This window comes from Streptomyces sp. NPDC101393 (assembly GCF_044767385.1).
Classification (GTDB): domain Bacteria; phylum Actinomycetota; class Actinomycetes; order Streptomycetales; family Streptomycetaceae; genus Streptomyces.
On record NZ_JBIWNU010000005.1, the window covers coordinates 355,294 to 378,563 of the forward strand.

21 protein-coding genes and 2 tRNA genes are annotated in these 23,270 nt (G+C 69.5%); 19 read left to right on the top strand and 4 right to left on the bottom strand.

Annotation, left to right across the window (positions count from 1 at the left end; translation table 11 throughout):
* Positions 1-24 precede the first annotated feature (24 nt).
* From gnd to ACIRQ7_RS18530, 10 genes are all read left to right on the top strand, one after another.
* A complete protein-coding gene (gnd, locus tag ACIRQ7_RS18485) occupies positions 25-903 on the top strand; it encodes a phosphogluconate dehydrogenase (NAD(+)-dependent, decarboxylating) (protein WP_401464336.1) in 879 nt (292 codons plus the stop codon).
* A gap of 91 nt (positions 904-994) precedes the next feature.
* Complete coding sequence (gene recF, locus ACIRQ7_RS18490) at positions 995-2,131, top strand: DNA replication/repair protein RecF (RefSeq protein ID WP_404263566.1); 1,137 nt, start codon at positions 995-997, stop codon at positions 2,129-2,131.
* A gap of 81 nt (positions 2,132-2,212) precedes the next feature.
* The gene (locus ACIRQ7_RS18495; RefSeq protein WP_404263921.1) at positions 2,213-2,737 is read left to right on the top strand and encodes a DUF721 domain-containing protein; all 525 of its coding nucleotides are present in this window, start codon (positions 2,213-2,215) and stop codon (positions 2,735-2,737) included.
* A gap of 334 nt (positions 2,738-3,071) precedes the next feature.
* Positions 3,072-5,102 (top strand): DNA topoisomerase (ATP-hydrolyzing) subunit B, encoded by a 2,031-nt coding sequence (gene gyrB / locus ACIRQ7_RS18500; protein WP_404263567.1) that lies wholly within the window; start codon positions 3,072-3,074, stop codon positions 5,100-5,102.
* A gap of 50 nt (positions 5,103-5,152) precedes the next feature.
* Positions 5,153-7,777 carry a DNA gyrase subunit A gene (gyrA, locus tag ACIRQ7_RS18505; RefSeq protein ID WP_404263569.1) on the top strand — a complete coding sequence of 875 codons (2,625 nt, stop codon included), beginning with the start codon at positions 5,153-5,155 and terminating at the stop codon, positions 7,775-7,777.
* Positions 7,778-7,792: 15 nt separating this feature from the next.
* Positions 7,793-8,467: a DUF3566 domain-containing protein gene (locus ACIRQ7_RS18510; RefSeq protein ID WP_404263570.1), complete on the top strand. Its 675-nt coding sequence runs from the start codon at positions 7,793-7,795 to the stop codon at positions 8,465-8,467.
* 100 nt (positions 8,468-8,567) lie between these two features.
* Positions 8,568-8,641 (top strand) — tRNA-Ile (locus tag ACIRQ7_RS18515).
* A gap of 210 nt (positions 8,642-8,851) precedes the next feature.
* The gene (locus tag ACIRQ7_RS18520) at positions 8,852-8,986 is read left to right on the top strand and encodes a DLW-39 family protein (RefSeq protein ID WP_003958712.1); all 135 of its coding nucleotides are present in this window, start codon (positions 8,852-8,854) and stop codon (positions 8,984-8,986) included.
* Positions 8,987-9,196: 210 nt separating this feature from the next.
* Positions 9,197-11,137 carry a VWA domain-containing protein gene (locus ACIRQ7_RS18525; RefSeq protein ID WP_404263572.1) on the top strand — a complete coding sequence of 647 codons (1,941 nt, stop codon included), beginning with the start codon at positions 9,197-9,199 and terminating at the stop codon, positions 11,135-11,137.
* Positions 11,131-12,555: a hypothetical protein gene (locus ACIRQ7_RS18530; protein ID WP_404263573.1), complete on the top strand. Its 1,425-nt coding sequence runs from the start codon at positions 11,131-11,133 to the stop codon at positions 12,553-12,555. Before ACIRQ7_RS18525 ends, ACIRQ7_RS18530 begins: the two co-directional genes overlap by 7 nt.
* Before the next feature lie 63 nt (positions 12,556-12,618).
* On the opposite strand, the gene ACIRQ7_RS18535 is transcribed toward ACIRQ7_RS18530, so the two are convergent.
* Both ACIRQ7_RS18535 and ACIRQ7_RS18540 read right to left on the bottom strand, forming a co-directional pair.
* Positions 12,619-14,043: a serine/threonine-protein kinase gene (locus tag ACIRQ7_RS18535; RefSeq protein WP_404263575.1), complete on the bottom strand. Its 1,425-nt coding sequence runs from the start codon at positions 14,041-14,043 to the stop codon at positions 12,619-12,621.
* Positions 14,044-14,148: 105 nt separating this feature from the next.
* A complete protein-coding gene (locus tag ACIRQ7_RS18540) occupies positions 14,149-14,697 on the bottom strand; it encodes a helix-turn-helix domain-containing protein (protein WP_401464319.1) in 549 nt (182 codons plus the stop codon).
* A gap of 130 nt (positions 14,698-14,827) precedes the next feature.
* On the opposite strand from ACIRQ7_RS18540, the gene ACIRQ7_RS18545 reads away from it, so the two are divergent.
* A tRNA-Ala gene (locus ACIRQ7_RS18545) sits at positions 14,828-14,900 on the top strand.
* 152 nt (positions 14,901-15,052) lie between these two features.
* On the opposite strand, the gene ACIRQ7_RS18550 is transcribed toward ACIRQ7_RS18545, so the two are convergent.
* Entirely contained in the window at positions 15,053-15,772 is a 720-nt protein-coding gene (locus tag ACIRQ7_RS18550) for a DUF5324 family protein (RefSeq protein ID WP_403674420.1), read from the bottom strand.
* Positions 15,773-16,170: 398 nt separating this feature from the next.
* Between ACIRQ7_RS18550 and ACIRQ7_RS18555 the strand changes: the two genes are divergently transcribed.
* Positions 16,171-16,704 carry a peptidylprolyl isomerase gene (locus ACIRQ7_RS18555; RefSeq protein WP_404263578.1) on the top strand — a complete coding sequence of 178 codons (534 nt, stop codon included), beginning with the start codon at positions 16,171-16,173 and terminating at the stop codon, positions 16,702-16,704.
* Between the two features lie 167 nt (positions 16,705-16,871).
* The gene (locus ACIRQ7_RS18560; protein ID WP_404263579.1) at positions 16,872-17,786 is read left to right on the top strand and encodes a rhomboid family intramembrane serine protease; all 915 of its coding nucleotides are present in this window, start codon (positions 16,872-16,874) and stop codon (positions 17,784-17,786) included.
* A gap of 288 nt (positions 17,787-18,074) precedes the next feature.
* On the opposite strand, the gene crgA is transcribed toward ACIRQ7_RS18560, so the two are convergent.
* Positions 18,075-18,332 (bottom strand): cell division protein CrgA, encoded by a 258-nt coding sequence (crgA, locus tag ACIRQ7_RS18565; RefSeq protein ID WP_401464273.1) that lies wholly within the window; start codon positions 18,330-18,332, stop codon positions 18,075-18,077.
* Positions 18,333-18,512: 180 nt separating this feature from the next.
* Between crgA and ACIRQ7_RS18570 the strand changes: the two genes are divergently transcribed.
* The 6 genes from ACIRQ7_RS18570 (at position 18,513) to ACIRQ7_RS18595 (ending at position 23,180) form a co-directional block, all read left to right on the top strand.
* On the top strand, positions 18,513-19,283 hold the full coding sequence (locus ACIRQ7_RS18570; RefSeq protein ID WP_404263580.1) for a DUF881 domain-containing protein: 771 nt from the start codon (positions 18,513-18,515) through the stop codon (positions 19,281-19,283).
* A gap of 38 nt (positions 19,284-19,321) precedes the next feature.
* On the top strand, positions 19,322-20,017 hold the full coding sequence (locus ACIRQ7_RS18575) for a class E sortase (RefSeq protein ID WP_404263581.1): 696 nt from the start codon (positions 19,322-19,324) through the stop codon (positions 20,015-20,017).
* Between the two features lie 81 nt (positions 20,018-20,098).
* Positions 20,099-20,275, top strand: coding sequence for a hypothetical protein (locus ACIRQ7_RS18580; protein WP_006604449.1), 177 nt, complete (start codon positions 20,099-20,101; stop codon positions 20,273-20,275).
* The gene (locus ACIRQ7_RS18585) at positions 20,272-20,910 is read left to right on the top strand and encodes an aminodeoxychorismate/anthranilate synthase component II (RefSeq protein ID WP_401464267.1); all 639 of its coding nucleotides are present in this window, start codon (positions 20,272-20,274) and stop codon (positions 20,908-20,910) included. Before ACIRQ7_RS18580 ends, ACIRQ7_RS18585 begins: the two co-directional genes overlap by 4 nt.
* Positions 20,907-22,415 carry a class E sortase gene (locus ACIRQ7_RS18590; protein WP_404263583.1) on the top strand — a complete coding sequence of 503 codons (1,509 nt, stop codon included), beginning with the start codon at positions 20,907-20,909 and terminating at the stop codon, positions 22,413-22,415. The genes ACIRQ7_RS18585 and ACIRQ7_RS18590 overlap by 4 nt, the downstream gene beginning before the upstream one ends.
* 24 nt (positions 22,416-22,439) lie before the next feature.
* Complete coding sequence (locus ACIRQ7_RS18595; protein ID WP_404263585.1) at positions 22,440-23,180, top strand: class E sortase; 741 nt, start codon at positions 22,440-22,442, stop codon at positions 23,178-23,180.
* Positions 23,181-23,270 lie beyond the last annotated feature (90 nt).

Genomic DNA, 23,270 nt, shown 5'->3' on the forward strand with positions numbered 1-23,270 from the left:
GACTACGTGCAAAGAGGGTCTCTGATGGAGCTCGGTCTCGTCGGTCTCGGCAAGATGGGCGGCAACATGCGCGAGCGCATTCGCCGCGCCGGCCACACCGTCGTCGGATACGACCGCAACCCGGACCTGGCGGATGTCCACAGCCTCGAAGAGCTTGTGGGCAAGCTCAAGGGTCCGCGGGTGGTCTGGGTCATGGTGCCCGCCGGTGCCGCCACCCAGTCGACGGTGGATGAGCTGGCCGAGCTGCTCTCGCCGGGCGATGTCCTGGTGGACGGCGGCAACTCGCGCTGGACCGACGACGAGAAGCACGCCGAGGAGCTGAAGGCCAAGGGCATCGGCTTCGTCGACTGCGGCGTCTCCGGTGGCGTCTGGGGCCTGGAGAACGGCTACGCGCTGATGTACGGCGGTGCCACGGACGACGTCGCCAAGGTGCAGCCGATCTTCGACGCGCTCAAGCCCGAGGGCGAATTCGGTTCGGTGCACGCCGGCAAGGTCGGCGCCGGCCACTTCGCGAAGATGGTTCACAACGGCATCGAGTACGCGATGATGCAGGCCTACGCCGAGGGCTGGGAGCTGCTGGAGAAGGTCGACTCCGTCACGGACGTGCGCGAGGTCTTCCGCTCCTGGCAGGAGGGCACAGTCATCCGTTCCTGGCTGCTCGACCTGGCCGTCAACGCGCTGGACGACGACGAGCACCTGGAGAAGCTGCGCGGCTTCGCCGCCGACTCCGGTGAGGGCCGCTGGACCGTCGAGGCCGCGATCGACAACTCCGTGCCGCTGCCCGCGATCACGGCGTCGCTGTTCGCCCGCTTCGCGTCCCGCCAGGACGACTCCCCGCAGATGAAGATGATCGCCGCGCTGCGCAACCAGTTCGGCGGCCACGCGGTCGAGAACAAGAAGTAGCAGCGGCCGGCAGCACTGGGAAACCGGAGGGCCGGAAGCGCAGGAACACCGGGAACACCAGGTAGCAGAGCCGGGGAGGTCGGCAGGAGCCATGCACGTATCGCATCTGTCACTTGCCGACTTCCGCTCCTACGCCCGGGTCGAGGTCCCGCTCGACCCGGGCGTCACGGCTTTCGTGGGCCCCAACGGCCAGGGCAAGACCAATCTGGTCGAGGCCGTCGGCTATCTGGCCACGCTCGGCAGCCACCGCGTCTCCTCGGACGCCCCGCTGGTGCGGATGGGCGCCGAGCGGGCGATCGTCCGGGCCGCGGTCGTGCAGGGCGAGCGGCAGCAGCTGGTGGAGCTGGAGCTCAATCCGGGCAAGGCCAACCGCGCCAGGATCAACCGTTCCTCGCAGGTCAGGCCGCGTGACGTACTGGGGATCGTCCGGACGGTGCTGTTCGCGCCGGAGGATCTGGCGCTGGTCAAGGGTGATCCGGGCGAGCGCCGGCGGTTCCTGGACGAGCTGATCACCGCGCGGTCGCCGCGGATGGCCGCGGTGCGCTCGGACTACGACCGCGTCCTCAAGCAGCGCAACACCCTGCTCAAGACCGCCGCGCTGGCCCGCAGACACGGCGGGCGGCAGATGGATCTCTCGACGCTGGACGTGTGGGATCAGCATCTGGCGCGCGCGGGCGCCGAGTTGCTGGCACAGCGGCTCGATCTGATCGCCGCGCTGCAGCCGCTGGCGGACAAGGCGTACGAGCAGCTGGCGCCCGGCGGCGGGCCGCTGGCGCTGGAGTACCGCGGGTCGGCCGGCGAGGCCATGGGCGCGGCCGCGACCCGCGAGGAGCTGTACGGCGTGCTGCTGGAGGCGCTCGGTGCGGCCCGCAAGAACGAGATCGAGCGCGGGGTGACCCTGGTGGGTCCGCATCGCGACGATCTGGTGCTGAAGCTGGGGCAGCTGCCGGCGAAGGGGTATGCGAGCCACGGCGAGTCCTGGTCGTATGCGCTGGCGCTGCGGCTGGCGTCGTACGACCTGCTGCGCGGCGAGGGCAATGAGCCGGTGCTGGTCCTCGACGACGTCTTCGCCGAGCTGGACGCGCGGCGCCGGGAGCGGCTGGCGGAGCTGGTGGCGCCGGGCGAGCAGGTGCTGGTGACGGCCGCTGTGGACGACGACGTGCCGGGGGTGCTGGCCGGTGCGCGGTTCGCGGTCGCGGACGGCGCCGCGACGAAGGTCGCGGCGTGATGAGGGTGCGGCAGTGACGTCGGTGACATCGTGAGCGGTGAGCAGCCTTCGGAGCGTCCCGAAGGGGGCGCCGAGGGGTCCGTGCCGCCCGACCCGCCCAAGCCGCCGGAGCTGTCCGGTATCGATCTGGCGCGGCAGGCGCTGGTGGCGGCCAAGGAGCAGGCGCGCGCCCGGGGTGCGGCGGCGCAGCAGAAGAAGCAGGCCAAGCGGGGCGGGCTGCGTTCGGGCGCGCGGGCGGACGGCCGTGATCCGCTGCCGCTCGGTGCGGCGATCAACCGCCTGATCACCGAGCGCGGCTGGGAGACCCCGGCGGCGGTCGGCGGGGTGATGGGGCGCTGGCCGCAGATGGTGGGTCCCGAGGTGGCGCAGCACTGCGAGCCGCAGAAGTACGACGAGGACGCCCGGGTGCTGACGGTGCAGTGCGACTCGACGGCGTGGGCGACGCAGCTGCGGCTGCTGGCGCCGCAGCTGGTGGCGCGGCTCAACGCGGACCTGGGGCAGGGCACCGTAAAACTGATCAAGGTGCTGGGTCCGGGTGGGCCGGCGCGGCGCTACGGGCCCTTGCGGGCGCCGGGCAGCAAGGGCCCGGGGGACACGTACGGCTGAGCCGTGCGGCACGGCGGATGACGTCAGTTCACGGGTGGGGCGGGTGAGACTCCGCTCACGGTTGCGGCCGGTTGACAGCCCGAAGCGCTGAGTGCCCGTGTGAGCGTCCTGAGGCCCCTTCTCGGATATGGGGAGTCGGCGGACGTGAGTTCAGGGCGGCACATGACGACTCAGGTGCCTGCAAACCCCCATGAGTGTCAGCGCTACCGGTAGACTGGTGGCAATCCCGCCCACTCGCGGAACATGTCGAACGACGCAGCCGCTCCCGCCTGTCTTATCCGGGGTGACCCCCGCAGGCGCGGAAGGGCTCGTGCTGTGCCAGAAAGGGCGCTTCGTGGCCGACTCCGGCGACCTCAACGAGAACAACACGGCTTCCACAGAAGAGGGGGTTCCTGCCGGCGTCATGGGCGACTCCTCGGTGGAGAAGTCGTACGACGCCAGTGCGATCACCGTCCTCGAAGGCCTGGACGCGGTCCGCAAGCGCCCTGGCATGTACATCGGCTCGACGGGTGAGCGCGGTCTGCACCACCTCGTGCAAGAGGTGGTCGACAACTCCGTCGACGAGGCGATGGCCGGCCATGCGGACACCATCGACGTCACGATCCTGGCCGACGGCGGCGTACGCGTCATCGACAACGGCCGCGGCATCCCGGTCGGCATCGTGCCGTCGGAGAACAAGCCGGCCGTCGAGGTCGTGATGACGGTGCTGCACGCCGGCGGCAAGTTCGGCGGCGGCGGCTACGCGGTCTCCGGTGGTCTGCACGGCGTGGGTGTCTCGGTCGTGAACGCCCTGTCGCAGCGGGTGGCGGTCGAGGTCCGCACGGACGGCCACCGCTGGACGCAGGAGTACAAGCTCGGTGTGCCGACGGCGCCGCTGGCCCAGCAGGAGGCCACGCAGGAGACCGGCACCTCGGTGACGTTCTGGGCCGACGGCGACATCTTCGAGACCACCGAGTACAGCTTCGAGACGCTGTCCAGGCGCTTCCAGGAGATGGCGTTCCTCAACAAGGGTCTGACGATCGCGCTGACGGACGAGCGCGCGGACCATGTGGACGAAGAGGGCAAGCCCCTCTCGGTGCGCTACCACTACGAGGGCGGCATCGTCGACTTCGTGCAGTACCTGAACTCCCGCAAGGGAGAGCTGGTGCACCCCACGGTCATCGACGTGGAGGCCGAGGACAAGGAGCGCCTGCTCTCGGTCGAGATCGCGATGCAGTGGAACACCCAGTACAGCGAGGGTGTCTACAGCTTCGCGAACACCATCCACACCCACGAGGGCGGTACGCACGAAGAGGGCTTCCGCGCCGCGTTGACGGGTCTGATCAACCGCTACGCGCGCGACAAGAAGCTGCTGCGCGAGAAGGACGACAACCTCACGGGTGAGGACATCCGCGAGGGTCTGACGGCGATCATCTCGATCAAGCTCGGCGAGCCGCAGTTCGAGGGCCAGACGAAGACGAAGCTCGGCAACACCGAGGCGAAGACCTTCGTGCAGAAGGTCGTCCACGAGCACCTCACGGACTGGCTCGACCGCAATCCCAACGAGGCCGCGGACATCATCCGCAAGGGCATCCAGGCGGCGACGGCCCGGGTCGCGGCCCGTAAGGCGCGCGATCTGACCCGCCGCAAGGGCCTGCTGGAGACGGCGTCGCTGCCGGGCAAGCTGAGCGACTGCCAGTCCAACGACCCGACGCAGTGCGAGATCTTCATCGTCGAGGGTGACTCCGCCGGCGGCAGCGCGAAGTCCGGCCGTAATCCGCAGTACCAGGCGATCCTTCCGATCCGGGGCAAGATCCTCAACGTCGAGAAGGCACGGGTCGACAAGATCCTGCAGAACAACGAGGTGCAGGCGCTGATCTCGGCGTTCGGCACCGGGGTCCATGAGGACTTCGACATCGCGAAGCTCCGCTATCACAAGATCATTCTGATGGCGGACGCCGACGTCGACGGTCAGCACATCAACACCCTGCTGCTCACCTTCCTCTTCCGCTTCATGCGGCCGCTGGTCGAGGCCGGGCACGTCTACCTCTCCCGCCCGCCGCTCTACAAGATCAAGTGGGGCCGGGACGACTTCGAGTACGCCTACTCCGACCCGGAGCGGGACGCGCTGATCGAGCTCGGCAAGCGGAGCGGCAAGCGCATCAAGGACGACTCGGTCCAGCGCTTCAAGGGTCTCGGTGAGATGAACGCCGAGGAGCTGCGCATCACGACCATGGACACCGACCACCGTGTCCTCGGTCAGGTCTCGCTGGACGACGCGGCCCGCGCGGACGACCTGTTCTCGGTGCTGATGGGTGAGGACGTCGAGGCACGGCGTTCGTTCATCCAGCGCAACGCCAAGGACGTCCGCTTCCTCGACATCTGAGCACTGTCGGCCCGTACAACAGCCGCAGCTCGAAAGGACTTTGAACCAGCATGGCCGACGAGAACACCCCTGTGACCCCGGACGGCGTGACCGCCGAGGGCGCGCCCGCAGCCATCGAAGGCGTGGGCATGCGCGTCGAGCCCGTCGGGCTCGAAACGGAGATGCAGCGCTCCTACCTCGACTACGCGATGTCCGTCATCGTCTCGCGTGCGCTGCCCGATGTGCGGGACGGCCTCAAGCCCGTGCACCGCCGCGTGCTGTACGCGATGTACGACGGCGGCTACCGCCCCGAGAAGGGCTTCTACAAGTGCGCCCGCGTCGTCGGTGACGTCATGGGTACGTACCACCCGCACGGCGACTCCTCGATCTACGACGCCCTGGTGCGGCTCGCCCAGCCGTGGTCGATGCGGATGCCGCTGGTGGACTCCAACGGCAACTTCGGCTCCCCGGGCAACGACCCGGCCGCGGCCATGCGGTACACCGAGTGCAAGATGAAGCAGCTCTCCATGGAGATGCTGCGGGACATCGACGAGGAGACCGTCGATTTCCAGGACAACTACGACGGCCGTAACCAGGAGCCGACGGTCCTGCCGGCGCGCTTCCCGAACCTGCTGATCAACGGCTCCGCCGGTATCGCGGTCGGTATGGCCACGAACATCCCGCCGCACAACCTCCGCGAGGTCGCGGCCGGTGCCCAGTGGGCGCTGGAGAACCCCGAGGCCTCCAACGAGGAGCTGCTGGACGCGCTGATCGAGCGCATCAAGGGCCCCGACTTCCCCACCGGCGCGCTGGTCGTGGGCCGCAAGGGCATCGAGGAGGCGTACCGCACCGGCCGGGGCTCCATCACGATGCGGGCCGTGGTCGCCGTCGAGGAGATCCAGAACCGCCAGTGCCTGGTGGTCACGGAGCTGCCGTACCAGACCAACCCGGACAACCTCGCGCAGAAGATCGCCGACCTGGTCAAGGACGGCAAGATCGGCGGCATCGCGGACGTCCGCGACGAGACCTCCTCGCGTACGGGCCAGCGCCTGGTCATCGTCCTCAAGCGGGACGCGGTCGCCAAGGTCGTCCTCAACAACCTCTACAAGCACACCGACCTCCAGACGAACTTCGGCGCGAACATGCTCGCCCTGGTGGACGGCGTGCCGCGCACGCTGTCGCTGGACGCGTTCATCCGCAACTGGGTCACCCACCAGGTCGAGGTCATCGTCCGGCGGACGAAGTTCCGGCTGCGCAAGGCCGAGGAGCGGGCGCACATCCTGCGCGGTCTGCTCAAGGCGCTGGACGCCATCGACGAGGTCATCGCGCTGATCCGGCGCAGCCAGACCGTCGACGAGGCGCGCGAGGGCCTGATGGGCCTGCTGACGATCGACGAGATCCAGGCGAACGCGATCCTGGAGATGCAGCTGCGCCGGCTGGCCGCCCTGGAGCGCCAGAAGATCACCGCCGAGCACGACGAGCTGCAGCGGAAGATCAACGAGTACAACGCGATCCTGGCCTCGCCGGAGCGGCAGCGCCAGATCATCAGCGAGGAACTCGCCGCGATCGTCGAGAAGTTCGGCGACGACCGGCGCAGCAAGCTGGTGCCCTTCGAGGGCGACATGTCCATCGAGGACCTGATCGCCGAGGAGGACATCGTCGTCACGATCTCCCGTGGCGGCTATGTGAAGCGGACGAAGACCGACGACTACCGTTCGCAGAAGCGCGGTGGCAAGGGCGTTCGCGGCACGAAGCTCAAGGAAGACGACATCGTCGACCACTTCTTCGTCTCCACCACCCACCACTGGCTGCTGTTCTTCACGAACAAGGGCCGGGTCTACCGCGCGAAGGCCTACGAGCTGCCCGACGCTGGCCGGGACGCGCGCGGCCAGCACGTCGCCAACCTCCTGGCCTTCCAGCCGGACGAGCAGATCGCGCAGATCCTGGCGATCCGTGACTACGACGCCATGCCGTATCTGGTGCTCGCCACCAAGGCCGGCCTGGTGAAGAAGACGCCGCTCAAGGACTACGACTCGCCGCGCTCGGGTGGTGTCATCGCGATCAACCTGCGCGAGCAGGAAGGCGGCTCGGACGACGAGCTGATCGGTGCGGAGCTGGTGTCGGAAACCGACGATCTGCTGTTGATCAGCAAGAAGGCGCAGTCGATCCGGTTCACCGCCACGGATGAAGCCCTGCGGCCGATGGGGCGAGCCACGTCCGGTGTGAAGGGCATGAGCTTCCGCGAGGGCGATGAACTGCTGTCGATGAACGTGGTGCGCGCCGATACGTTCGTGTTCACCGCGACCGATGGCGGGTACGCCAAGCGCACACCGGTCGACGAGTACCGCGTCCAGGGCCGCGGCGGTCTGGGAATCAAGGCCGCCAAGATCGTGGAGGACCGTGGCACGCTGGTCGGCGCGCTGGTGGTCGAGGGGACCGACGAGATCCTCGCGATCACCTTGAGCGGTGGCGTCATTCGTACGCGGGTCAACGGTGTCCGGGAGACCGGCCGTGACACGATGGGCGTCCAACTGATCAACCTGGGCAAGCGCGATGCCGTCGTCGGCATCGCACGGAACGCCGAGGCCGGTCGTGAGGCCGAAGAGGTCGACGGGGTCGATGAGACCGACGAGACCGAAGCGGCCGAGGGGACCGAGCCCACGGCGGCCGAGGGCGAGCAGCCCACGGCGGAGTAGCACGAGGAGTAGGTCGTGAGTGGAGCCACGGGCGCTACGGCGGGTGGATCAGGAGACAGGAAGAGCTCCTCGTCCGGACCCGCGACCGTGACGGAGAACAGCGCCCGTGGCTCTGCCGCGCCCGGCGGCCCCCGCAAGGAGGGCTCCGATCAGGGGGGAACCGTGACCGATACGCGCCAACCGCAGCCTCAGCCGCAGGGCCAGGGCCAGACGCAGGCCGGGCAGCCGTACCAGCCGCCGCAGGCCTACAGCACGGACGGCGGCAAGGGCGGCGGGAAGTCGGTGCGCCGGCCGCGTACGGGCGCCCGTACGACGCCCCGGACGCGCAAGGCCCGGCTTCGGGTGGCGCGCGCCGATCCGTGGTCGGTGATGAAGGTCAGCTTCCTGCTGTCCATCGCGCTGGGGATCTGCACGGTCGTGGCCGTGGCCGTGCTGTGGATGGTGATGAACGCGATGGGCGTCTTCTCCACCGTCGGCGGGACGATCAGCGAGGCGACCGGCTCCAGTGACGGCAGTGGCTTCGATCTGCAGTCGTTCCTGTCGCTGCCGCGGGTGCTGCTGTTCACCTCGATCATCGCGGTGATCGATGTGGTGCTGGCGACGGCGCTGGCGACGCTCGGCGCGTTCATCTACAACCTGTCCGCCGGCTTCGTCGGCGGTGTGGAGCTCACCCTCGCCGAGGACGAGTGAGCCCCTGGTGGGAGGGCGTTCCCGGGGGTCTCCGGAGGGCTTCGGGAACCGATTTTGGGAACGCCTCAGAAGTGCGCTAATCTTTCGGTGCAGCGAACGCGCGGCTATAGCTCAGACGGTTAGAGCGCTTCCCTGATAAGGAAGAGGCCCCAGGTTCAAGTCCTGGTAGCCGCACTGCACCATCGGCCCGGCCGGAGATTACTCCGGCCGGGCCGATGCGTTTGTCCGGGCCGGATCAGCGGTGCGGCGGCGGAAGTTGGTGCCGGACGCGGGGCCGCGGGATCGGGCGTTGCCGACTGCGGGCTAGGTAACCGATCGGTATCGGCCGGTGTGTATCATCGGCCGACATAGGTCCCCTACGTCAACGAAAGACGAGGTCGCGCGGTGAAGAAGCTTCTCCTGGTCGCACTGGCCGCCATCGGCGGGCTCCTCGTGTACCGCCAGATCCAGGCGGATCGCGCCGAGCAGGATCTGTGGACGGAGGCGACCGACTCCGTGCCCGCAGGTTCGGGTGTGTGAGACCCCTACGCACAGCACATTTCGTACGGACCCCGGTTGCCCCTGGCGGCCGGGGTTTCGTGCGTCCGGGGCAGGGCCGGCCGGCTGGCCGGATGTCGTTGTGGGACCGTGACGCCGACCCTCTTGAGTTTGCTAACGCACACGATTAGGTTGCAGTGGCAAAGTTGATGTGTGTGATGTGACCTTCGGGACGCAAGGGGGACGAGGGACATGGTCCGACGACCACGCAGAGGGGTGGTGGCGCTGCTCGGGGGGCTGCTCCTCGCGCTCGCTGCCGCGCCGCTCCAGGCGGCAGCCGTACCGGCGCCGGCGGCCGCCACGACGGGCAGGCCCGCCGACGGCTCCGGCATGGTGATGGTGCTCGACTCGTCCGGCTCGATGGCCGAGGACGACGGCTCGGGGAGCACCCGGATCGCCGCCGCCCGCAAGGCCGTTGGCACCGTCGTCGACGCGCTGCCCGCCGGCTATCCCACCGGGCTGCGGGTCTACGGCGCGGACAAACCCAAGGGCTGCGACGACACCCGGCTCGCCCAGCCCGTCGCCGCACTGGACCGCGGGGGCATCAAGCGGGCCGTCGCGGCGGTCGAGCCCAAGGGCGACACCCCCATCGGACTCTCCCTGCGCAAGGCCGCGGCCGATCTGCCCAGGGCGGCCCCCGGCGCGATCGGCACGCGCACGATCCTGCTGATCTCCGATGGTGAGGACAACTGCGCGGCCCCGCCGCCATGTAAGGCCGCCGCTCAACTCGCTGCTTCCGGCGTCGATCTGCATATCGACGCCGTCGGCTTCCAGGTCGCCGGCAAGGCCCGGGAACAACTGGAGTGCGTGGCGAAGGCCGGCAACGGTCAGTACTACGACGCCCCGGACGCCAAGGCGCTCGCCCGCCAGCTCCAGCGGGCCGGCCAACTCTCCGCGGACGGTTACCTCTTCAAGGGCGAGAAGGTCCGCGGCACGGCCAGCCGTGGGAACGCGCCCCGCATCGCTCCGGGGCAGTACCTGGACAGCATCGGCCCCAACGAAACGCGTTACTACGCCACGGATCTCGACGCCGCCTCCGCCGCCGAATACTCGGCGACCGTGGTGCCGCAGCCCGGCGCGGCCGTCGACCCCACCGACGCGCTGCAGACTCACGTCGCCTACGACAGCGAAAGCTTCTGTGAGTCGGCCACCGAGATGTTCGGGCAGCAGGAGGGCGCGACGCCGCTGGCCTCGGGCGTCAGCCGGATCCCCTCGGAGGCCGGCGACGGTCTGTGTGACAAAGCCGGACGGTACTGGCTGGTCGTCGAGCGGCGGGCGGCCAAGGGATCGGACGCCGCGCGCTGGCGGATGGAGCTCACGTTTCACGTGAAACCACCGCTGAAGAAGGGCGTCACGCCTGCACAGTCGGAACCGGAGTACGGGGCGGGCGGCAAGGACGCCCCAGTGCCCGTGACGGCCCCCAAGGACGTCGCCGGTGGCACGGGCTTCAACGATGCCCGCGCCCTGCGGACGGGCGTCTGGCGGGACACGCTCCTTCCGGCCCAGACCCTTTGGTACAAGGTCCCGGTCGGCTGGGGTCAGCAGCTGCGCTACGACGTCGAGTTCGCCAACGAACCGACGGTCAGGACCTCCAGCGCGACCACGTCCTTCGGGCGCACCGAGGTCTACACACCGTCCCGGACCCCGGCCGGTGGCGGCACCGCCGAGTTCAGCCCCCAGGTGTCGTACAACGGGAGCCCGGCATCGGTGGAGATGGGCACGGTTCCGGTCGCCTGGACCAATCGCTACGAGTCGAACCCCAACGTGGTGCCCGTGCACGACAAGGGCGACTTCTACATCGCGGTGACGCTGGGGGCCAAGGCCGCCGAGATCGCGCGGAATCCGCAGATCGGTGTGGTGCTGCGGGTCGCGGTGCTGGGCACCGAGAAGTCCGGTCCGCAGAACGGCGCGGCGCCGGTCAAGGCCGGTGCCACCGCCCGTGATTCGGGGAAGGGCGCGGACAACGTGCCCGGCGGCAGTGGAGGATGGTCGCCGGGCCGGGTGACGGCGGTGGCCGTCGGCGGTGTCGGCGTCCTGCTGCTGGCAGGTCTGGCCGTGGCGTACGCACGGGCCCGCCGCAAGCAGCGGCCGAGCGACGGAAATTCAGATCCTATGAGGGGTGGGTCGTGGTGACGGGGCGCACGACGAACAGCGGGCCGGGGCGTCTTCGGCAGACTTTCGCCGCGCTGGCGGCGCTTGCCGCCGTGGCGGTCCTGCCGCAGACGGCGGGTGTGGCAGCCGCCGCCGACCTGCCCGGCTACCGGCCGGCCGCCGATGCCACGAAGACCACGGGCGCCGCCCGCACCAGCCAGGCGCCGCAGATCAAGCCCGGGATGTACACCGACAGCATCAAGCGCGGTGAGGAGAAGTACTACGCGGTCGCCCTGGACGCCAAGAGCAGCGCCTACTTCTCGGCGGTGGCCGCGCCCAAGCCCGGCAGCAAGGTCGCGGACTACGGCGACGGCCTGTCCATCGCCGTGAAGGACGGCAACAACTCCGTCTGCGGATCACAGGCACGGCAGTCCTTCCGCGGCGACGGCACGGCGTACCCGATCGCCGACTACGCCACCCGCACGATCGGCCCCGACATCTCCTCCTGCCAGGAGGCCGGGCTGTATTACGTGGTGGTCAGCCGCGAGGGCTCGGCGACCTCCGACCCCACGCCCTGGCCGATCGAATTGGGCTATCTCAAGGAGCCCGCCGTCAAGGGCGCGGCCCCGCAGCAGCCGCGCGAAGGCAGCTGGAGCACTGTCACACCGCCCCCGCCCACCGACGCCGTCAAGCACGCGGCCCGGGGCGGCACCGGCTTCAACGACGCGGGATCCGTCGGCGACGGCGTCTGGACGGACCGGATCAAGCCGGGCGAGAGCCGCTTCTACCGGGTTCCGGCCGACTGGGGGCAGCGGCTCAACCTCAGCGCCGAGCTGCCGAATGCGACGGCCGGTTCGCAGGATTTCGTCAGCGGCGCGCTGGGGCTCAACGTCTACAACCCCGCCCGCGGGATGGTCGAGGGCGGCAGATTCGTCTCGTACGCGGGGGACCCGGCCGAGGTGAAGCAGTTCACCGCGCCGGTCGCGTACGGCAACCGCTTCGACTCCTCCGACGCGATCAGCGTGATGCGGTTCGCGGGCTGGTACTACCTGGAAGTCACCCTGCATCCCGACACCGCCGCGTACTTCCCCAAGGGCGCGGACCTGACGCTCCGGGTGGACGTCCGCGGCACGGCCACGGCCGGGCCGGCCTACGCCGGACCGGCCGGCGACTTCTCCGTCACGCCCGAGGACCGGGACATGGCATCCAAGGGCCAGACCGAGCAGGAGGCCGAGAAGAGCGGCACGCTGCAGCTGGTCGGCTACGCAGGGATCGGCGCGGGCGTGGTGCTGCTGCTGGCGCTGGCCGTGTGGACGGTGGTGGCGCGCCGCAGGGTGGCCCAGGCCACCGTGCCGGCCGCTTCCGGTATCGCTAGGGGCGCGGGCCACTTCCCCCAGCAGGGACCGCCCGCCCCGCAGGACCAGCGGTCCCAGCAGTTCGGTCCTCCACAGGGCTGGTAACGCCCCTGCGGGCCTCGGGGCCGCTGAGCTGCCCCGAGGCCGCAGTGCGGCGTGCGCGGACCGTCAGGCAGCCGTCAGCGCCCAGACGCCCACGGCGATGCACAGCAGCGCGACGATCAGCACCGGGACCGCCACCTTCGGGGGCGGTCCCGGCCGCTTGAGCGGGGCGGTGGCGATGCCGCTGCCGGCGGCAGGACCGGCCGGTGCGGCGAGAGAGGCCGCGGGATGCACCGCCGGTGTCACCGGACCTCCGGCGCCGGGCCCGCCGGCCCGGGGGTCGGCGGGAACCGGATACGGGGCGGCCGTGTACGGGCGGGTCCCCGCCGAGTGGTCCCGTGGGACGCCCGCCGTCGGCTCGTACGCCGGGGCCGGCGGCGGGGTGCCCTGTGCGGGCGGCATGCCGCCGGGCAGCGGGGTCGGAGTCGGGGTCGGCGGGGTGCTCGGCTGCTGCGGCGCCGGGAAACCGAGCGCGGGCGGCGCGAGCGGGAAGCTCCCCGTCTCGGACGCCGACGCGTGCCCGGCGACCGCGGTGGATCCCGTGGACCCGGCGTCCCCGCCCCCGCTGCGCCCGGAGTTCCCTGCTGCGCCTGCCCCGCCCGGCGCCGCCCGCAGGGGGCCGCTCGGGCCGAACCCCGCGGGCAGGGGCCCGATGTGGTCGAAGACCTCGACGATCTCTTCCTCGATCGTCGGGTCCGGCAGCAGCTCGGCCGCCGACAGGATCGCCTTGCGTGCCCCCGTGGCCGTCCTGAACCGGGAATCCGGGTCCGGGTGCAGCAGGGTGGCCAGCACCTGCCACAGCGGTTCGGGAACATCCTCGGGCGCGTTCGGCACACCGTGCTCGGTGAAGTGGCGGACCAGCGCCTCCGCGTCCGGTTTGGTGCCGGTGATCAGATACAGCGCGACCAGGCCGACCGCGAACAGGTCGGCGGGGAAGTCCGGTTCGGAGCCCAGCATCTGCTCGGGGGCGAAGTAACCGGGCGTGCCCATCACGTAGTTGGTTTCGGTGAGCCGGGGTTCGCCCTTGCGCATCGAGATGCCGAAGTCGGACAGTCGCAGATGCGGCCGCCCGGTGCCGGTGGCCTCCAGCAGGATGTTCGCCGGCTTGATGTCGCGGTGCACCACACCCTCCGCGTGCACCGCGGTCAGCCCGGCCAGCAACTGGTCCAGGAGCGTGCACACGAACCGAGGCGGCAGCGGGCCGTAGTCGCCCGTGAGATGCGCCAGCGAGCCGCCGTTCACCAGATCCATGGTGAACAGCACCTTGTCGTCGTCGGCCGCCCAGCTCGCCGGGGCCAGCACATGCGGATGGTCGATCCGCAGGGCCTGTTCGCGTACGAAGCGCAGCAGGGTGTGCGCATCGCTCTGCTGGAGCACCTTGGCCGCGACATAGCGTCGGCGGCGCTGGTCCCAGGCGCGCCAGACCGCGCCCACACCGCCTCTTCCGATCGGGTCGATCAGCTCGTACCGACCGGCGAAGATCTCACCCATTGCGCCCCGTCCGCATTCTGAACTCCGCAAGCTCCGCTGTGCCCGGATACCGCCGCGGCGGATGATGCCGGGCCGATACCGCCGTACCGCCGTCGTACGGGACGGTCAGTTCTGGTGCGCCTCGTAGTGGGCGACCGCGTCCGCGGTGCGGCCGGCGCCGTACGCCCGCAGGAACTCTGCCAGTTCGGGATGACTGGGGGCGAGGGTGTTCGCCGCGTCGATGATGTCTCCCGCGTCCGAAACCGACCGGAGCAGCGACTGGATCTCCCGCACCACGCGCCGCACGGTCGTGGCACCCGTGGACGAGGTGGCCTGCGCGGTGTTGTTGAGCACCGAACCGCCGGCCGTCTTCTTGATCTCGTCCATGCGGTCGGTCGCCTCGGCGGCGCTGACGCTGCCGTCGGCGACCTGTCCGGCCAGCTCCTGCAGTGCCTGGACGCGCTGCACGACGGCCGGGTTGCCTATCTTCGCGCGCTGTCCGCTCATCAGCTGGGACAGCATCGGCGCCGACAGGCCCAATACGGAGGCGAGCCGCGCCTGGTTGAGACCGAGATCGTCGATGAGACGGCGGAACAGCGCACCAAGAGGTTCCCCGTACCAACTGCGCTGCAGCTCACGGGCCCGCGCGGTGGCTTCCTGCTGTGCTGCGTCCATACCGTCTCCCCTGTTCTCCCCGGTCGCGCTTCGCTGCCGCGAATCTCGCGAAGCATCCTACGGAGAGCGACCAGGCGCGGCGATACCCGGTCGGGAAAGCATCCGGACACCGGGTACCCTTGTGCGCGAAGGGGCCTTAGCTCAGTTGGTAGAGCGCTGTCTTTGCATGGCAGATGTCAGGGGTTCGACTCCCCTAGGCTCCACAACACACCCTCTCTGATCTGCGGAAACGCGGTCGGCGGGGGTGTTTTTTGCAGGGCGCGCTGCTCTGTTCGCGGCCACCAACGCGTCGCGCCCGCCCCCCTGTTGCGGGGGACGGGCACGACGCGGATACGTGGGTGCAGGCGGCCTTGGGTCAGGCAGTGCTGCCGCCACGGCGCTCGTCGGCCTCCGCCTCGGCCTGCTTGGCCTGGACGTCGGGGTCGAGGGAGGCGCCCTCGCTGCCGTCGACGGCGTTGAGCCGGCCGCGGTCGCTGACCTCGGTGGGGGCCGGCGGCTCGACCAGCCAGTCCGGGTTGGCCTGCTTGTCCCACCACTTCCAGGCGGCGACCGCGCCACCCGCCAGGATGCCCAGCACCGCCAGCCGCTTGGCGAACTTGCCGCACTTGGCCCGGCGCTTGTGCTTCTTGGCGAGCTTCTCGATCTCGGCTGCCGTCACCTGGCCGCGCAGCGCGGCGAGCGCGGCACTTCCGCGTGCGAACGCCTCCTCGCGCACCGGCTCGGCGGCGGCGCGGGCGGTCACCACGGCGTTCTCCAGCCGCGGCGCGGTGTATTCGGCGGCCTGCTTGGCGGCTTCGCGCGTCCGGCGGGCGGCGCGGTTGGCGGCGGCGTCCACCTTGGGCGGCAGGGCGCCACGGGCGTGCTCGATACGGGGCTGCAGATGGGCGTCGTACTGCGAACGGGCCTGCTGCGCCGCTTCGCTCACCTTGGGTGCCATACGGATGCGCGTCTCGTGTGCGTAATGCACGGCGGTCTCCTTGGCCGTACCGGCATACGGGGCCACCGCCGCCGCTGCGTGCCGCACGCTCTCCTTGGCCGTACCGGTCGCGGCGCGCACGCTGTCCTTGCGGGTCACGGGATCCTCCTCCTCGGTGGCGTGTCCGGGGCTTTGGGGGTTGGTCCCCCATGTCCTGCTGTGTCGCCTGTCCACCCGATTGAAGATCATGCCTGCTCACCTGTCGTACGGCATGTGCGAGCGGGCATCCGGGTCATTGGGGACCTTCCGGAGCCTTGTGACGACAATGCCACGATTTGCCGTGCCGCGCGCTTGTTCCGCGGGTCCCGGCGCGCGGAAAGCCGCACGTACGGATCAGGAACGGGCACGCAGGGATCTCTCCCGCCCGGAATGAGGGTGGGGGAAGACCCCGGAAAGAAATCAGTGCGAAGGGCGCCCGGGGGTGGCGGCCGGGCTATGGGCGGGGCCGTTCATGCGAGGATCGGGAACCGTCAGCGAAGACTTATGGAAGGTAGATCGTGGCTGAACAGCTCTACGCCACCCTGAAGACCAACCAGGGCGACATCGAGATCCGGCTCCTGCCGAACCATGCACCCAAGACGGTCAAGAACTTCGTCGAGCTCGCCAAGGGCGAGCGGGAGTGGGTCCACCCGGCGACCGGCAAGAAGTCGACCGACAAGCTGTACGACGGCACGGTCTTCCACCGTGTGATCAGCGGCTTCATGCTCCAGGGCGGCGACCCGCTGGGCAACGGCACCGGCGGTCCGGGCTACGAGTTCGCCGACGAGTTCCACCCCGACCTGGCGTTCAACAAGCCCTACCTGCTGGCCATGGCCAACGCCGGTCCGGGCACCAACGGCTCGCAGTTCTTCATCACCGTCGCGCCGACCACGTGGCTGACCGGCAAGCACACCATCTTCGGCGAGGTCACCACCGACGCCGGCAAGAAGGTCGTGGACGCCATCGGCGCCACCCAGACCAACCCGCGCACCGACCGTCCCGTCAACGACGTCGTCATCGAGTCGGTCGTCATCGAGACCCGCGAGGGCTGATCCCGCTCGGTCCGCCCCGGTTTGCCCGGCGCGCGGACCGACCGCGTCCCGCCCGAGGGAACCATTGCGCCCCGCCCGGTCGTACACCGGGCGGGGCGGTGCGTTGACGCGTCGGAACGGACGCGTCGGACCGGACGCGCCGAGACGGAGAAAAGGACGAGGGACCGATGGACCAGGTGCCAGGCAGCCCACAGGAACCACAGCATCCGCACGACGAGCAGGGCGGCGACGGCCTGCCGGGCTGCTATGCCCACCCGGACCGCACGACCGGCATCCGCTGCACCCGCTGTGAGAAGCCGATCTGCCCGGACTGCATGGTCAGCGCCTCGGTCGGCTTCCAGTGCCGGGACTGCGTACGCGGTGGCAGCGGTACCGGGCACACGGCGCAGGCGACGGTTCCGCGCACGATAGCCGGGGGAACGATCACCGCCGATCCGCGGCTGGTCACCAAGATCCTGCTGGGGCTCAACCTCGCGGTCTTCCTCGCGGTGCTGGCGTCCGGCGACGATCTCGTCGTCCAGCTCGAACTGATCGGCCGGGCCGACGCCGGCCCGGCCGGGAACGTCGGCGTCGCGCTGGGCGAGTGGTACCGCCTGGTGACGGCGATGTTCCTGCACCAGCAGATCCCGCACATCGCCTTCAACATGCTGTCGCTGTGGTGGCTGGGGCCGCCCCTGGAGGCGGCGCTCGGCCGGATCCGGTTCATCGCGCTCTATATGCTCGCCGGCCTCGGTGGCAGCGCCCTGACGTATCTGATCGCCGCGGAGAATCAGCCCTCGCTCGGCGCCTCCGGCGCGATCTTCGGGCTGCTGGGCGCGACCGCGGTCCTGCTGCGCCGGATGAACGCCGATATGAAGCCGGTGCTGATCCTGCTCGGGCTCAACCTGGTCTTCACGTTCCTGTGGCCGAATATCGCCTGGCAAGCCCATGTCGGCGGCCTGGTGGTGGGCGCCGCGGTGGCGTTCGGAATGGTGCACGCGCCCCGCGATCGCCGGACGCTGATACAGGGCGTGACCTGTGCGGTGGCCCTGCTGGCGGTCGTCGCCGTGGTGTGGGTACGGACCCTGCAGCTGGGCGGCTGAGGGTCCGTGCGGCTGCCGGGGGCCGGCGGCGGCTGGGGGTAATCAGCCCGCCGGGGCCCGTCCGGTCAAGTTGTCCACAGTGCGTGGCGGATCTTGTGCAAGCTGTGCGGAACATCCGTTCCGGATCGCACTGACCTGCGTTTCCCCAGGAAGGACTGGGGGAGACGTGGACCGGGAGCGGGTGCCGCCGGTCACACAGGCGTCAACCTCCGGAGGGTTATCCACAGATCTTCTGAAGTTTTCCCCGGCTGTGGATAACCGTGTGGATGGCCTTGGGCAGGGCTTGCGCTACTTCCACTGTGTGGAGACGCCGAAGCCCACGGCGATGAAGCCGAAGCCGCACACGATGTTCCAGTTGCCCATGGCCTTGATCGGCAGATCGCCTTCGGACACGTAGAAGAGAACGATCCAGGCAAGGCCGATCAGGAACATCGCCAGCATCAGCGGAGCGACCCAGCTACGGCCTGAATTCATCTTCAGACTGGTGGTCTGCTTCGCCGGCGGCGGCGTGAAGTCGTCCTTCTTGCGGATCCGTGACTTCGGCACGAGGAACTCTCCTGTCGATGCGCTGCTCCCCCACTCTCGACTTCGCTCGAGCGGGAGGTGCCCCCTTCCGCGCGGGGGACGAACGGGATGGGAGCCGGATGGAAGCGGCGGGGAGCGGATCCTCGCCCAGGGCGTCCGTTAGCGTAGTGCTTCCGAGGCGCCGTAAGGAGTAAGGGTACGTTGAGCAATTCCGCTGACTCCCCCGACCGCCCCGCGCGGTCCCACCTGCGGCCGGTACGGATCCTCACCCTCACCGTCTTCGCCCTCGCCGGACTGCTGTTCTGGCTGAGCTTCGACACCGCGCGTGGCACGAACCTCCGCTCCGACGACTCGATGCTGCGGCTCTCCGACCTCATCCAGCAGCGCAGCCACAAGAACGGCGCCCACGACGAACGCAACGCCACCCTGCGCGAGGACGTCGAGGGCCTGGCGCAGCGCGAACACGGCAGCTCCAAGGCCGAGAGCGACAAGCTCAAGGCGCTGGAGAAGAACGCCGGCACCAAGCAGCTCAAGGGTCAGGGCGTGTCCGTCACGCTCACCGATGCCCCGCCGAACGCCACCGCCAAGGTCCCCGGCATCCCCGAGCCGCAGCCCAACGACCTGGTCATCCACCAGCAGGACCTGCAGGCCGTCGTGAACGCCCTGTGGCAGGGCGGCGCCAAGGGGATCAAGGTCATGGACCAGCGGCTGATCTCCACCAGCGCGGTGCGCTGCGTCGGCAACACCCTGATCCTGCAGGGCCGGGTCTACTCGCCGCCCTACAAGGTCACCGCGGTCGGCGACCGCGGGGCGCTGAACAAGGCGCTGACCGCCTCCCCGGCCATCCAGAACTACCTGCAGTACGTGAACGCCTACGGACTGGGCTGGAAAGTCGACCAGCACGAAGCGGTGACTCTTCCCGGCTACTCCGGCACAGTGGATCTCCACTACGCACAGCCTGTGAAGCCGTAACCCGCGCGCCGCGGGGCGGCGGGGAGGGGCGGGGCCGGATGACGGTGCGGTGGATCGTCAGGACGTTCAGCGAAGTGTGCGTCACCGTCGGCAGCCTGATCATCCTCTTCGTCGCCTACGTGCTCTTCTGGACCGGCGTACGGGCCGACAGCGCGATGGACGGCGAGATCGGCAGACTGCGGCACCAATGGGCGGCCGCCCCCGACGACGGGGCGAAGGACACCGCGCACCCGCCCGCCCCGGCGAAGCCGCCCCAGCGCTACGACGACGGCACGTCCTTCGCCGTCATGTACATCCCGCGCCTGGGGGCGAACTGGGCCAAGCCCGTCCTGGAAGGCACCGGAACCGATGTCCTCAAGCGTGGTCTCGGTCACTACGACCGCACCGCACGGCTCGGTGAGGTCGGCAATTTCTCGGTCGCGGGCCACCGCCGGACCTACGGCGACCCCTTCAAGGACTTCCCGCGGCTGCGGCCCGGGGACGCCGTGGTGCTGACCGACGGCACCACCTGGTTCACGTACCGCATCGACAAAAGCCCCTATACGACGCTCCCCGGCGACATCGGGGTGATCGATCCCGTGCCGCAGAAATCCGGCTTCAACGGACCTGGGCGATATCTCACCCTGACAACCTGCGAGCCCGAGTGGGGCCACAGCCACCGCCTGATCACCTGGGCCCACCTCGATTCCACCCAACCCGTGGGACGCGGACGCCCATCGGCTTTGCCCGGCTGACCCACCAGGCGCCACCCCCGCCCCTTAGTCTGGTGGGGCAATCGACATCGTCATCGGCATCGGCAAGGGGACAGCGAGCGCATGTACGGCTGGATCTGGCGGCATCTGCCGGGCAACACATGGGTGAAGGCGCTGATTTCACTGGTGCTGGCGCTGGCGGTCGTCTTCGTGCTTTTCCAGTACGTCTTTCCGTGGGCGGAGCCGCTGCTCCCCTTCAATGACGTCACGGTCGATCAAGGGATGGCAGCCGTCCGATGAGCGCACGCATTCTGGTCGTCGACAACTACGACAGCTTCGTCTTCAACCTCGTCCAGTACCTCTACCAACTGGGTGCCGAATGCGAGGTGCTGCGCAATGACGAGGTGGCGCTGAGCCACGCCCAGGACGGCTTCGACGGCGTCCTGCTGTCACCCGGCCCCGGCACACCCGAGCAGGCCGGTGTCTGCGTCGACATGGTCCGGCACTGCGCGGGAACCGGCGTGCCGGTGTTCGGTGTCTGCCTGGGCATGCAGTCGATGGCGGTCGCCTACGGCGGCGTGGTGGACCGTGCGCCCGAGCTGCTGCACGGCAAGACCTCGCGCGTCACCCACCAAGGGGCAGGTGTCTTCGCCGGCCTGCCGTCGCCGTTCACCGCCACCCGTTACCACTCCCTGGCCGTCGAGCGGGACACCGTCCCCGACGAACTCGTCGTCACCGCCTGGACGGACACGGGCATCGCGATGGGTCTGCGGCACCGCGAACTCGCGGTCGAGGGCGTGCAGTTCCACCCCGAGTCCGTGCTGACGGAGTGGGGCCACAAGATGCTCGCCAACTGGCTGGTGGAGTGCGGCGACAAGGGAGCCGTGGAGCGCTCGACGGGGCTTGCCCCGGTGGTCGGCAAGGCCGGCGCGTGACCGACCTGCGCCCCGAGCGTGAAGGGAGATCCCCTGAGCCGTACGTGCCGTCACCGGCGTACGAGCCCGGGGATCACTATGGGCAGACCCCTGCGCACCCTGACGCGTTCGAGGCGGCCGTGGGACAGCTCCACGACCCGCTGAACGATCCGCTCCCGGGCCAGCGGACGCAGTCCCCCATCCCGGCGCCCGCGTCGTACGAACAGGCGGCCCAGGCGGCCCAGCACGCCGGACGGAGGGGCTCGCCCTGGTTCCGGCCGCATCAGCAACCGGAGCAGCAGACCGGCCATCAGGACCGGCCCTACGAACCGGCACCGGCGGCGTACGAGCCCGACCCCGCCGCCTACGACGCGATCTACGGGGCGGGCCAGGGGCAGGGCCGGGGGCGGGATTACGACGCCGGATACGGCACGTATACCGACCCGGCCTCGACGGAGCCCATATTCGAGCCCCGCAGAGCCCCGGTGACCCCGCCACCGGTCGCCCCGGCGCCCGCCACCGCCGAACTGCGCCTGGACGAAGAGACCATGGCCCTGCGTCAGGCCGAGGAGCCAGGCGCGAGGCATGGCGCCGGCGGCAACGACGACCGCAGTGACGCCGACGATGACGCTGTTTCACGTGAAACCGACGCGGCACCGGCGCAGGGCGGCCGTGCTGCCCGGCGTAAGGCCGCTCAGGAGGCCGCCAAACGAGGCGGCAGGCGCGGTCGGCACGGCGGCTCGGCGACCGCGGCCGGAGCGTCCACAGCCGCCGCCTCCGGCTCCACAGCCGGCCCCGCTCCCGCGCCGCTGACCCGGCTGGAGGCCCGGCGTGCCGAGCGCGCCGCCAAGGACAGTCCGAGCCTGATCGCCAGCCGCGCGGTGGGCGAGGTGTTCATCACCCTCGGCGTGCTGATGCTGCTCTTCGTCACCTACCAGCTGTGGTGGACGAATGTGCTGGCCGAGCAGGAGGCAGGCGGCGCCGCCAATACCCTTCAGCACGAATGGGACGAGGGCGGCGGCGAGATCAAGAATCTCTCCGCCGGTGAGCGCTTCGCGATCATGTATATCCCGAAGCTGGATGTGAAGGCGCCGATCGCCGAGGGCATCGACAAGCACGGGGTGCTGGACCGCGGCATGGTCGGTCACTACGACAAGAGCAGCGGGATCAAGACCGCGATGCCCTGGGACAAGAAGGGCAACTTCTCGGTGGCCGGGCACCGCAACACTCATGGCGAGCCGTTTCGTTACGTCAACAAGCTCGTCAAGGGCGACAAAATCATCGTCGAGACCAAGAAGTCGTACTACACGTACGAGATGGAGAGCATCCTCCCGCAGACCTCTCCCAGCAATACGAGCGTGATCGGCCCCGTACCGCCCGGCTCGGGCTTCAAGGGGCCGGGCCGTTACATCACGCTGACGACCTGCACCCCGGAATTCACCAGTACCTACCGGATGATCGTCTGGGGCAAGATGGTTGAGGAGCGGCCGCGGAGCAAGGGTAAGCCGGACGCGCTCGTCAGCTGAGCGAACTTAAGAGGGGTACACGCGGTGACTGCCACCGGAAACGACCAGGACACCCGCCGGTCCGCGCCGTCACCCAACCCGCGCCGCGTACGGAGGGGCATCGCCTCCGTCGTCAGCGTCATCGGCGAGCTGCTGATCACGGCAGGCCTGGTCCTGGGACTGTTCGTCGTCTATTCGCTGTGGTGGACCAACGTCCTTGCCGACCGTGCGTCGCACCGGCAGGGTGACCAGGTCCGTGAGCACTGGGCGAGCCACCGTCCCAAGGGGCCGGGCGATCTGGACACCAAGGACGGCATCGGCTTTCTGCACGTGCCCGCGATGAGCAGCGGTGAGGTGCTGGTCAAGAAGGGCACCGACGAGGAGGTGCTCAACGAGGGCGTGGCCGGCTATTACACGAAGCCGGTCAAGTCGGAGCTGCCGACGGACAAGAAGGGCAACTTCACGCTCGCCGCCCACCGCGACGGTCACGGCGCGATGTTCCACAACATCGACAAGCTCAAGGACGGCGATCCGATCGTCTTCGAGTCCGAGGACACCTGGTACATCTACAAGGTCTTCTCGACGCTGAGCCAGACCTCCAAGTACAACGTCGACGTGCTCGACGACGTCCCGAAGGAGTCCGGCAAGCACACAGCGGGCCGCTACATCACGCTCACGACCTGCACCCCGGTCTACACCTCGACCTACCGCTACATCGTCTGGGGCGAGCTGGAGCGTACGGAGAAGGTCGACGCGGACCGCACGCCCCCCAAGGAACTCCGCTGAGCCCGAGGTCCCTTGACCGCACGCACGACTGAGCCCCGGCCGCCCTCCCAGGGCGCCGGGGCTCAGTCCTACGCGGTGCTGCGGGTCATG